This window comes from Mycobacterium sp. pUA109, from assembly GCF_041287095.1.
GTDB lineage: Bacteria > Actinomycetota > Actinomycetes > Mycobacteriales > Mycobacteriaceae > Mycobacterium.
On sequence record NZ_JBGGKS010000043.1, the window covers coordinates 1 to 10,119 of the forward strand.

At 63.4% G+C, this 10,119-nt stretch carries 10 protein-coding genes and 1 pseudogene; 8 read left to right on the top strand and 3 right to left on the bottom strand.

Annotated features, from left to right (window positions below; all coding sequences use genetic code 11):
- Positions 1–60: 60 nt before the first annotated feature.
- Positions 61–810, bottom strand: a complete 750-nt coding sequence (locus ACAG26_RS27405; RefSeq protein WP_370486229.1) for a hypothetical protein — start codon at positions 808–810, stop codon at positions 61–63.
- Positions 811–984: 174 nt separating this feature from the next.
- Positions 985–1,185 (bottom strand): annotated as a pseudogene (locus ACAG26_RS27410) (redoxin domain-containing protein); the annotation flags it as partial.
- A gap of 160 nt (positions 1,186–1,345) precedes the next feature.
- On the opposite strand from ACAG26_RS27410, the gene ACAG26_RS27415 reads away from it, so the two are divergent.
- Together ACAG26_RS27415 and ACAG26_RS27420 are read left to right on the top strand one after the other, a co-directional pair.
- Positions 1,346–1,579 carry a hypothetical protein gene (locus ACAG26_RS27415; RefSeq protein WP_370486230.1) on the top strand — a complete coding sequence of 78 codons (234 nt, stop codon included), beginning with the start codon at positions 1,346–1,348 and terminating at the stop codon, positions 1,577–1,579.
- Positions 1,569–1,880, top strand: coding sequence for a type II toxin-antitoxin system PemK/MazF family toxin (locus ACAG26_RS27420; RefSeq protein ID WP_370486231.1), 312 nt, complete (start codon positions 1,569–1,571; stop codon positions 1,878–1,880). Before ACAG26_RS27415 ends, ACAG26_RS27420 begins: the two co-directional genes overlap by 11 nt.
- Before the next feature lie 701 nt (positions 1,881–2,581).
- Here ACAG26_RS27420 and arsM read toward each other — a convergent pair.
- Entirely contained in the window at positions 2,582–3,424 is an 843-nt protein-coding gene (gene arsM / locus ACAG26_RS27425) for an arsenite methyltransferase (protein ID WP_370486232.1), read from the bottom strand.
- 36 nt (positions 3,425–3,460) lie between these two features.
- Between arsM and ACAG26_RS27430 the strand changes: the two genes are divergently transcribed.
- The 6 genes from ACAG26_RS27430 to ACAG26_RS27455 all read left to right on the top strand — a co-directional run bounded on the left by ACAG26_RS27430 (position 3,461) and on the right by ACAG26_RS27455 (position 9,777).
- A complete protein-coding gene (locus tag ACAG26_RS27430) occupies positions 3,461–3,853 on the top strand; it encodes an ArsR/SmtB family transcription factor (RefSeq protein ID WP_370486233.1) in 393 nt (130 codons plus the stop codon).
- A 227-nt stretch (positions 3,854–4,080) separates the two neighbouring features.
- Positions 4,081–4,827 carry an SDR family oxidoreductase gene (locus ACAG26_RS27435; protein ID WP_370486235.1) on the top strand — a complete coding sequence of 249 codons (747 nt, stop codon included), beginning with the start codon at positions 4,081–4,083 and terminating at the stop codon, positions 4,825–4,827.
- A gap of 315 nt (positions 4,828–5,142) precedes the next feature.
- Complete coding sequence (locus ACAG26_RS27440; protein ID WP_370486236.1) at positions 5,143–5,862, top strand: TnsA-like heteromeric transposase endonuclease subunit; 720 nt, start codon at positions 5,143–5,145, stop codon at positions 5,860–5,862.
- 5 nt (positions 5,863–5,867) lie between these two features.
- Positions 5,868–7,955, top strand: coding sequence for a Mu transposase C-terminal domain-containing protein (locus ACAG26_RS27445; RefSeq protein WP_370486237.1), 2,088 nt, complete (start codon positions 5,868–5,870; stop codon positions 7,953–7,955).
- Complete coding sequence (locus tag ACAG26_RS27450) at positions 7,943–8,968, top strand: ATP-binding protein (RefSeq protein WP_105368866.1); 1,026 nt, start codon at positions 7,943–7,945, stop codon at positions 8,966–8,968. Before ACAG26_RS27445 ends, ACAG26_RS27450 begins: the two co-directional genes overlap by 13 nt.
- A 353-nt stretch (positions 8,969–9,321) precedes the next feature.
- On the top strand, positions 9,322–9,777 hold the full coding sequence (locus tag ACAG26_RS27455; protein WP_370486234.1) for a hypothetical protein: 456 nt from the start codon (positions 9,322–9,324) through the stop codon (positions 9,775–9,777).
- Positions 9,778–10,119 lie beyond the last annotated feature (342 nt).

The following is a 10,119-nucleotide window of genomic DNA, read 5'->3' on the forward strand; positions in this document are numbered from 1 at the left end:
GTTGTTGTCGATTCTTCCTGCCCAAACCTCGGGCATCAGAGTCGCACAACACCTGGACCACTACGAAGGGCTCACCTCAGTCCATTCGATTTCACTCTCACTCGGTGCCCTCTGTAGATCTATCAGGGCTGCTACAGCCTGCTGAAGTTGTTGTGCCAGTAGCTGCCTGGGGTTTGGACGTCGACGTTGCCAAAACCGCTTCTTCGGCACCGCCCCGTCATTATCGTCCAGTTGGTTTGCAAACTGGCTGAATACCTCGGCAAGCGTCCCCACCAGTACATCAGGGTACGACAACCCTTTGAAAGTTTCTTGGTCGGCCCACGCAACGAGATGGCCAGAGGCTCTTCTCTCTGATTCAATGCGTCGGAGGAGGCTGGACTTTCCAGTCCCTCGGCGACCGTACAAAATATGGTGAAATCCTGATGCGAGGCGATCTACAACCTCGGTATCTGGACTGACGAACCTGGTTTGCGGTGAACCTGGTTTGGCGCGAGTTACCTCTTCGAGCAGTACCTGTAGCCGGCCGACTTCCGGCCTGTAATAGTAAGCGGATTCGTAATCAAAGTCCACGATGGCATTGTATGCGGTGGGATGCATCCGTGGACTGCGGCCGGGCTCAACGTCACGCTGTGTGCTCTGGGCGGTGGCACGCTGGTGGGTGTCATGGAGCCAGGTGAGGAATTTGATCGTTTCGGCGATCTCTTGCTGCGCCGAGCGTCTCGGCACGGAGGTGCCTTGGCGTGGCTTGGACATGCTGCGCAGGCTGCGTTGGTAGCGCCAGGTGGAGAACTGCTCGACGGGGGCGCGCACGGCCGGCGAGGCGATGGCGTCGAGTTTGGTCGCGAGCCAGACCTAGAAGCGGGCGAGACGTTCGTCGCGTTGGGGGAGCAGTCCGCGATGCTGCAGCACGCTGCGGAGGTGGTCGACATGGCGGCTAGGCCCGGCCGCGGTGAGGCTGTCGTGGGTGCACCCGAGGTGATCGCGCCCAGTAGTTTGAGCGCCCACTGCGGCGAATTCGTTGCTCAGGTCCCGGAAATGACAGGCCTGGGCTGTACAGATCGGCGAGGACGCTAGTGGAAAGAAGAACAGCACAACCGGCCCTTCGGACAGCAGCGCGGACAGTGTCCGAGGCCGACCGGTGTGGTCATACAGTGTGAAGTCAGGCGCCTTGTCGCCCGCGATCATCGGCAAAGAGTAACGCCGGCAAGCGCAGTGCGACGCATGACTCGGATAATTTTGGTCATCGCCGAACGGCTACGAGACCCGCGTTGATGAAGGCGCTCGCTCCGGATGCAGCAACGCCGGACCGTGGTAATTGTCTTACAAAACGTCGTACACTGTCGCTATGGCTGACACGATTACTTTCCGGCCAGACGAAGACACATCGAAGGCGCTGGAGGTCTTGACCAAAGATGGCACGGCTGTCTCCGCGGCCGTCCGATCCGCTCTCATCGATGCTGCACGACGGAAGGCCAACGCTGCGATTCGCGCCGAGGCGGAAAGGCTTGCTGAAGACGAATCCGATCGCGCCGAGGCCATGCGGGTGCTGCGCGATATGGAGACACTGCGTGCGTGGTGAGGTCTTTAAATTGCATGCCCCGCGGGGGAGCCGCGGTCATAAGCAATCCGGTACTCGATACGCCGTCGTCGTCCAGTCAGATCATCTGCCCCTGTCGACCTGGCTGGTTGCGCCTACGTCCATGTCAGCTCGTGCCGCCAGCTTTCGTCCCGAGGTTGAAATCGGGGGCGTGAACACTCGAGTGCTTGCCGAGCAGGCCGCAGCGGTCGACCCAGGCCGGCTCGGCAGGAGCGTCGGGTTCCTCGGCTTCGACGAGATGCGCCGCGTTGATGCGGCGCTGCGCATCGTTCTCGATCTGTGAGCTCTGGACCATTGTCCGGTCTCATTCGATTCATCTGATGAAAACGGAGCCTACCTGACATAGTGTGGCTTATCGGCAATTTATGGACCAGCGGCAGTCCCGGCCGCCCACGTGCCCGAGTGGCGTCATTGTGCTCGCTTGCACCTAGCCGTCACTCGTCGCGCTCGTAGCGCGGATGTGCAAGCCCGCATAAGCGTCACGGAACGGGTCGGGCGGTGACGGTTTGTCGCCACCTGCCTCGCACGAGTACGTACGCCGTCATTCGCGTCGATTGGTCCACCAGTTCGACTCAATGCGGCCGTGCTCCCCGCACCGCCCGGGAGCCCTCAATACGTCACAGTGACGATTTGTCGGTGCAGGGCTGGGTGGCCGCAGCGCCCCGGAGTCAAGTGCGCCCAAGGGCTTTTCGGCAAACCAGCGGTGTTGGTGTTCTGCGACGCGGCGCACAACCGGCGGCCGTCGGTGCGCACTGCGATGGCGATGTTCGCCCTGGGGCCTACGGCGGCTACGTCGCCCGTCCCCTTCACCCCCATGGCCGTGGCATGGATCAGCGCGACACCGGGTCGCAAACCGCAACTCCGTGATCTCGACATCCAGGGCCGGCTTCGAGGCCGACCCGAATAGCTTGACATAAGATACGGCGATTGCTTCGCGGTTCCGGCGTGATGGCTACCCTGCAGGATTCGCGCCGCCCGCTGGGTTTAGCAGCTGCAAGCGGGTTTGATGGCGCGGATGATCGCGCCATGCATTCCGTCGGCGACTTGATGAGTGAATGCCACTGAGGCATCGACGAACCCGGCTGCAGCTAGGCCGTCGAGATACTCCTGTTGGGACAGGGCCCCGGCGATGCAGCCCACATGAGAGCCGCGTTCGGCCCGCTGCGCCGGGGTAAGGTGATCCTCGGCAACGACATCGGAGATCCCGATCCGCCCGCCCGTGACCAGCACCCGAAACATCTCGGCGAGAACGGCCGGTTTGTCGGCCGACAGGTTGATTACGCAGTTGGAAATCACCACATCGACCGCGGCGTCGGGCAACGGAATGTCCTCGATGGTGCCCTTGCGGAACTCGACATTCGTTGCACCCGCTTTGGCTTTGTTCGCCTCGGCCAAGGCAAGCATCTCGTCGGTCATGTCGACGCCGTAGGCATACCCTTCCGGCCCGACCCGGCGGGCCGACAGCAGCACGTCGATCCCACCGCCCGAGCCCAGGTCGAGGACACGTTCGCCGGGATGTAGATCGGCGACCGCAGTCGGATTGCCGCAACCCAAGCTCGCCGCAACGGCTTCCTCGGGTAGTTCGGAGTGCTCGACGGCGCCGTAGAGACCGGCGCCGAAGATGATCCCGACATCGGCCGAATCACTCGACCCGCAGCAGCTTGCCGCGGTGAGTACATCGCTGTTGGTGGCACCGGTGCTGATCGCGGCCGCGGCCGCACCGTAAGAAGCGCGAACCCGATTACGCAGGTCTCCATCTGCAGTTTCGGCCACGGTGTAACCCTTCCATCGATCAATATCTATGCGTCCATAGGGTGCACGATGCATCGATAAATGTCAATGCGTATATGTCATACTGACTTCATGCCCGCCACGACCGCGTCCTCGACACAAACCCAAGGCTCGCGGCCAGCGACCGACTTGGATGCCTGTTGCCGCCCAATCACCGACACAGTGCTGGATCTGGCGGCCGCCGAGCGGCTGGCCGGTGTATTCAAGGCGCTGGGCGAGCCGACCCGGTTGCGGTTGGTGTCGCTGATCGCTGGCCACGAGGGTGCTGAGGCCTGCGTCTGCGACCTGACCACGCCGGTCGGGTTGTCCCAGCCGACCGTGTCACACCACCTCAAGACCCTGGTCGAGGCTGGTCTGCTCGAACGAACACAACGCGGCAAATGGGCGTACTACCGACTGGTACCCACAACCTTCGATGCACTGGCCGAGGTATTCGTCCGCGCAGGCCACCGCGAAACCCGCTGACCATTCCAGCGCGGCATCGCCCGCGCCCAACCGCTTTTCGGCAAACCGGCGGTGTGCGTGGCGATCCGCCCTCGGTGTGCACTGCGACGGTGATTTTCGCTCTGGGGCACCGACGCACACGCTAGGAATGCGGTGGCAGCGCACATCGTTGCGCAACAACGTGTGGGTAGCTTCGCCGGAAACATGCCCTCCTGGACCGGCCGGCGCGAAGAAAGGCCATCATGACAATGGGACGACTCAACGAGACAATCGCGCTGGTCACTGGCGCGTCGAGTGGGATCGGCTGGGCAGTCGCCCGCGCGTTGGCCTCGGAGGGTGCGACGGTGGCGGTACTTGCCCGGCGCCGCGATCGCCTCGACGAACTGGTGCGCACCATTGAGGAGGACGGCGGTCAGGCGCAGGCACTTGAGGCGGATGTCACCGATGCCGACGCCGTTGCCGAGGCCGTGACGGCGGTCGGAAATCAGTTCGGCCGGATCGACGTGTTGGTCAACAACGCGGGTTTCATCGCCAACGCTCCCGCGCTGGGGGCCAACCTCGCCGACTGGCATCGCACGATCGACGTCAACGTGACCGGGGTCCTGAATACGACTCACGCGGCGCTGTCCTACGTGGTCGACGCGGCGGACGGGCCACGAGGCGTGGCCGACATCGTCACGGTCAGCTCCGTCGCCGGCCGCCGCGTCCCGACGCCGGAAAGCAACGTGTATGCCGCCAGCAAACACGCCGTCGGCGCGTTCGCGGAGGCGCTGCGCCAGGAACTGACCGGCAAGCGCGTCCGCGTGGGTCTGATTGAACCCGGGGTTGTGCGCACTGAGATGACGACGGGCGGCGGCAAGGGTGCGCCAGACGCAACCACCGGCGCACCGCTGCACCCCGCCGACATCGCCGCCGCCGTCGTGTTCATGGTGACGCAGCCAGCCCACGCCGCCGTGAACGAGATCCTGGTCCGGCCGACTGAGCAGACGAGATGAACCGATCGAGAAAGTCATCAAAGCGCCCGCAACTCGCGTGTGCGCTCCCCCGGTATGGATGGAAAGATCCTGCCCACCAATAGTATTCATCTACGACAGGGCCGCGAAGAGCGATCAATACGTCACAGTGACGCAATAGCGCCTTCCCGCCTAAAGGTTCAGGATGCGACGGAGTCCCCGGTCAACTTCGTGCATCAATGTCCGTTTTCATTTGACCTGGGGTCTTTTCATTTGACCTGAGGCATGTGCGTGTCGTTTTCACTTGATCTGAGGCATCGGCTCTAGCATTGGTGTGTGCGGGCGTCTTCGGCGCTCATGGCGCCGCGTGTTGCTAGTGACGTTGACTTGGAGTTCGCGACCGACGGTCAGCGCCACCGTCGCGCGCTGCAGCGCAGCGCCACGATCAGGTTCGAGTCCGATTGTCGCCCTGTGCGAAAGTTTCCGTGTTTCCGTGGCCAACGCAATTATCCAGGTCTGTGGTGGTTCGCTACGACCGGGCAGCATGTTGGTCACGAATCGTGGCTGGAGCGAGACCATTTGATGCTGTTGGACGCTGATCCCGACGTGATCGGTGTTGCTTCTCAACCGTTTCGCTTCTGCTGGGGTGATGGGTCCTGTCATGTGCCTGATTTCTTTGCTCGAACCGCTGATGGTTTAGCGGTGGTATTCGATGTTCGGGCCGACAACCGGATCGATGCCGCCGATGAGGAAGTCTTCGCGAAGAGCGAGATAACTTGTCGCTCAGTTGGTTGGGAGTATCGGCGGGTCGGAATGATTGATCCGGTACGGCTGGCCAACGTGCGCTGGTTGTCGGGCTATAGGCATCCGCGTGTGTGCCGTATTGGTATTGCTGAAGAACTTTTGGGCGTGTTTTCGCACCCCAGGCCGCTGCTGACAGGCGTTGGTTTGGTTGGCGACCCAGTGCACGTGTTGCCGGTGTTGTTTCATTTGCTGTGGCATCAGCGGCTGGCTGTTGATCTGCTCAGAGCCCCGTTGTCGGAGATGACGGTGGTTTCACCGGTCAGGATCCGGTGATCGGGGTGCGGGCCGGGATTGTTCGGGAAGGCGATGAGATACGGCTCGCGGGCGAGGTGTTCACGGTGCTGGCGCTGTCGGGTGGGGCTGTGCGGCTGATGAATTCAGTTGGCGACCGTTGTGCGGTTCCGCTATCCCAATTGCGAACCGACCCGACGTTGGAATTGGTGTCGTCGTCGTGGCCGCCGTTGTGTTCGCAAGAGTCGCTGAGCGGCGTGCCGCCGGCTGTGGCTGACCGTGCCCGCTGGTGGGAGCGGCACCTTATCGAAGTTCTGACGGGCACTGGTGACGCGGGATCTGATGCGGGGCGGTGCGCGTTCGACGTGTCCGTGACGACGTTGAGGCAGCGAGAACTGGCCAAGGTCGAGGAGTTGCAGGCCGCGGGTTATGAGGTGAGTTTCAAGACGCTGCAACGGCAGCGCCGCGCCTATGAGCGCGATGGCCTGTTGGGTGTGGTCGATCGGCGCTATCTGCCCCAGCGGGCGTTGTTCGGTCGGGTGGATCAGCGGGTGGTCGAGGTGGCGCGCCGGCTGGTTGACGCCGAGACCGATCAGTCGACGGGGACGGTGCGCCGGTTCCGTCGTCGGGTGGCGCGCGAACTCGTAGCCGAACACGGGCCTGATGCAGCCGACGCGATGCCCTCGGAGACTACGTTTTATCGACTGATGTGGCGCTTGTCCGCGGGTAAGCACACATTCGGGTCAGCCCGCACCCGCAGATCGCTCGCTAAACAGCCTGAGAAGCCGTTTGGGGCGATGACGGTGGCCCGCCCGGGCGAGATGGTCGAAATCGATTCCACACCTCTGGACGTCCTTGTGGTTCTTGACGACGCCACGGTGGATCGCGTGGAGCTGACCGGCATGGTTGACAATGCGACCCGCTCGATTCCGGCAGCCGTGTTGCGGCCGACGACGAAAGCGGTAGATGCGGCGCTGTTGCTGGCGCGGGCGTTGACACCGGAGCCGATGCGGCCGGGTTGGGTGGATGCGTTGCGGATGTCGCGATCGGTGCTACCGCACCACCGCCTCACCGAGATCGATCATCGGCTCGAGGATGCGGCGGCGCGGCCGGTGATCGCTCCCGAAACGATCGTGTGCGACCACGGCAAGGCGTATCTGTCGCAGACGTTTCGGCAGGCGTGCTGCACCCTGGGGATTAACCTGCAGCCGGCACACCCGGATCAACCGACCGACAAACCGAGGGTGGAGCGCACACTTCAATCGGTGTCGACCCTGTTTGCGCAGGAGGTCGCCGGGTATGTGGGTTCCTCGGTGGAACACCGCGGCAAGAACGCTGATCGGGAGGCAGCGTGGTCGATCGTCGAGCTGCAAGCCCTGCTGGACGAATGGATTGTGACCGTGTGGCAGAACCGCCCCCATGACGGGCTACGTGACCCCGTCACACCGGGAAAGGCGCTGACACCGAACGAGAAATACGCCGCCCTGGTCGAGTTCGCCGGCTACGTGCCGATGCCGTTGACCGGTGAGGACTACATCGAGCTGCTGCCCGCTAAGTGGCGCACAATCAACTCCTACGGGATCCGCATCAACAACCGCATCTACGACGCCAAGGCGTTGAATCCCCACCGCCACCAGGATTCCGGTGTGCATGCCCACAAGGGCCAGTGGGAGGTGCATCACGACCCCTACGACGTGTCACGGATCTGGGTGCGAAATCACCACGACGGCGGCTGGATGATGGCCACCTGGACGCATCTGCGGACTGCCCCCGTTCCCTTCGGCGAGTCGATCTGGCAGCAGGCACGCTCCGTGCTTGCCCAACGAGGCCGCGACCGGCCCACCGAGGACGAGCTGGCCAGGGCCGCGGCAGATTTGTTGGACCGAGCGTCCAACGGCCCAGCAAGCTCCGAGAGCCTGGACGCCAAGCAGCGGCAGGTGGCGGCCCGCAACCGTGTCACGGCCGAACCGAGCTGGCCACGCCCTGTGCCACCCATGCCAGACGATAGCGAGGAAGAATCACCAGCCCTGGCCGATGGCGCGGACGACAACAACGATGACCAGATTGACGTTTCGAAGGTGATCCCGCTGCCGGTGTTCGATGCGCGTAAGGAGGCCAAATTGTGGCGACTGTGAGCGAGATCGCGGCGGTCAGTCAGCTCGAAGAACGCCGCCAGCCCACCACGACGCTGGAGGGCTGGCGGCGTTTCGTCGATGCCGACCCTCCCGAGTTCACGCTGCTCGACGACGACGTCTGGGCTGGCCTCGGCGATGCGGAGCGGACCGCCTATGACGAGGCGCGGGTGGCCCATCATTCGGAGCTGGTGGTGGTGACGACCTCGACTATCCAGGAGATCCGCAAACAGGGCCGGATACTGACGCTGCTGAATCAGCGGGAGATCGGCGCCCGGCGGGGCTTGATCATTTCCGGGGGTGCGGCAACCGGCAAAACCACCGCGATCAAGCAGCTGGGCCGATTCCATGAACTACTCACGCGCGACCGTTTCCACGACGAAGACCGCATCCCCGTGGTGTATGTGACCGCGCCACCGAAAGGCTCACCGCGCAAGCTGGCCATGGAGTTCGCCCGGTTCTTGGGGCTGCCGACGCTCAACCCGCGGATGAATGTCACCGACATCTCCGATGCCGTGTGCCAGGTGCTCATCGACGCGCGGACCGACATCGTCGTCGTCGACGAGATTCACAACCTGAACCTCGATACACGCGCCGGAGAGGAACTTTCCGACCACTTGAAGTACTTCACCGAACACTTGCCGGCCACGTTCGTCTACGCAGGTATCGATGTGGAGCGCTCCGGGCTGTTCACCGGCACCCGGGGACGCCAGCTTGCTGGCCGCTGCGCGGTGATCCACACCAGCCCCTTCCCGTTCAGCGATGAATGGACGTCGCTGGTCGCCGCGATGGAAGGCACGCTGCGACTACATCGCCACCAGCCGGGAACCCTTGTCGCCGAAACCAAATACCTGCACCGACGCACCAACGGGATGATCGGCAGCCTCGCCCATCTCATCCGGTCCGCGGCGATTCAGGCCATGCTCGCCGAAACCGAACGGGTCACCCGCGAATTGATGGACACCGTGCTCATCGACTACGCCGCCCACACCGCGGCCCAACGCAGCGCCAGCTGAACATGACGCGTCCGATTCGGCCCTGGCCCACCGGTCCGAATCGGCAGCTCCCGAGAACGGTGGCACCATTTCACGCCGAAACCGTCGTGTCCTACCTGGCGCGACTGGCACACGCCAACCACCTCACTCCGCACCAACTCCGCCGATATGTCTCCCAAACAGAAGGAGGCTATCCGTGCGTCGACTATCTGGCGATCGCCAGCGGCCAGCCGCGGCAGCTATTGTGTGCCCGTTTGCGGGGACTGTTCGCTGGCGATCGCGATTGCAACCGCCAGGCATACCAGTCCCGCCCGATGTGTCGACTGTGCATGGCCCGACGCGGAGTCGAGGAACCGGTCTGCTGCTGGCTCCCGATGCACGTCACGGTCTGCCAACGCCACCGACGGTGGATCGGAGCACCGGCGCGCACTCTCGATGACCAGAAAGACCTCCGCAACCAACACCACGTGCTCGCTGCCGCGCGCAGACACGGCGCACTGGTTCGCCGGTACGGTACCCAACGCAGTATCACCACGCTGCGCGAAGCCCGCCATATCCTGATCTACTGGGCCAACGCCGAGAAGTCTGCCACGGCCCCGATTTTGGGTACAACGCTGGCCGCCCACATCGCCGCATACCCAGACCTCGTCGGGGTCGCCTCGGTGCTCGCCGCATATAGCGACCACGTCGAGCAGCCCGTCACCGCAACAGGCATCGGCTGGCCCAGCTACCTGCTAGAGCAAATCAATCAACGCACCGGCCGTGTCCACCGCGATCCCGGACCCCTGCAGGACTGGGTCAACCACCAACGGCTCATCGCGGAGAACTGAGCGCTCGCGCCGCCACTTTTCAGTGCATAGGCAGCCCTCTCACCGAAACCGGCGACTGCTCAAGCAAATCCGTTTTCACGCTACGCAACAAGCGGCGACGGACTGCTCAACCAGCCGCAACCAGTCGGCAGCTTGGCTTGCAGCTTCGTCTCACCTGCGATGGATGGTGGCGTCCCTGGTGGTCGCTGAGTTGCGCGTTGAAACGGACGCGCGGCTACTGCTGACGGGTGTGGGGGGTGTTGGGGTGGCCGCTGAAGGTGGTGGGGTCTGCTGCACGGATAGGTGACAGTTTCGGTTACGCGGCCTGGCTGGCCGGTGTGGTCATGATTGCTTCGAATTCGA

Bases quoted from the DNA above. Each gene is read 5' to 3' on its own strand.
- ACAG26_RS27415 (WP_370486230.1), top strand. From the start codon at position 1,346: ATGGCTGACACGATTACTTTCCGGCCAGACGAAGACACATCGAAGGCG.
- arsM (WP_370486232.1), bottom strand. From the start codon at position 3,424: ATGCATCGTGCACCCTATGGACGCATAGATATTGATCGATGGAAGGGT.
- ACAG26_RS27430 (WP_370486233.1), top strand. From the start codon at position 3,461: ATGCCCGCCACGACCGCGTCCTCGACACAAACCCAAGGCTCGCGGCCA.
- ACAG26_RS27435 (WP_370486235.1), top strand. From the start codon at position 4,081: ATGGGACGACTCAACGAGACAATCGCGCTGGTCACTGGCGCGTCGAGT.
- ACAG26_RS27440 (WP_370486236.1), top strand. From the start codon at position 5,143: ATGGCGCCGCGTGTTGCTAGTGACGTTGACTTGGAGTTCGCGACCGAC.
- ACAG26_RS27455 (WP_370486234.1), top strand. From the start codon at position 9,322: ATGCACGTCACGGTCTGCCAACGCCACCGACGGTGGATCGGAGCACCG.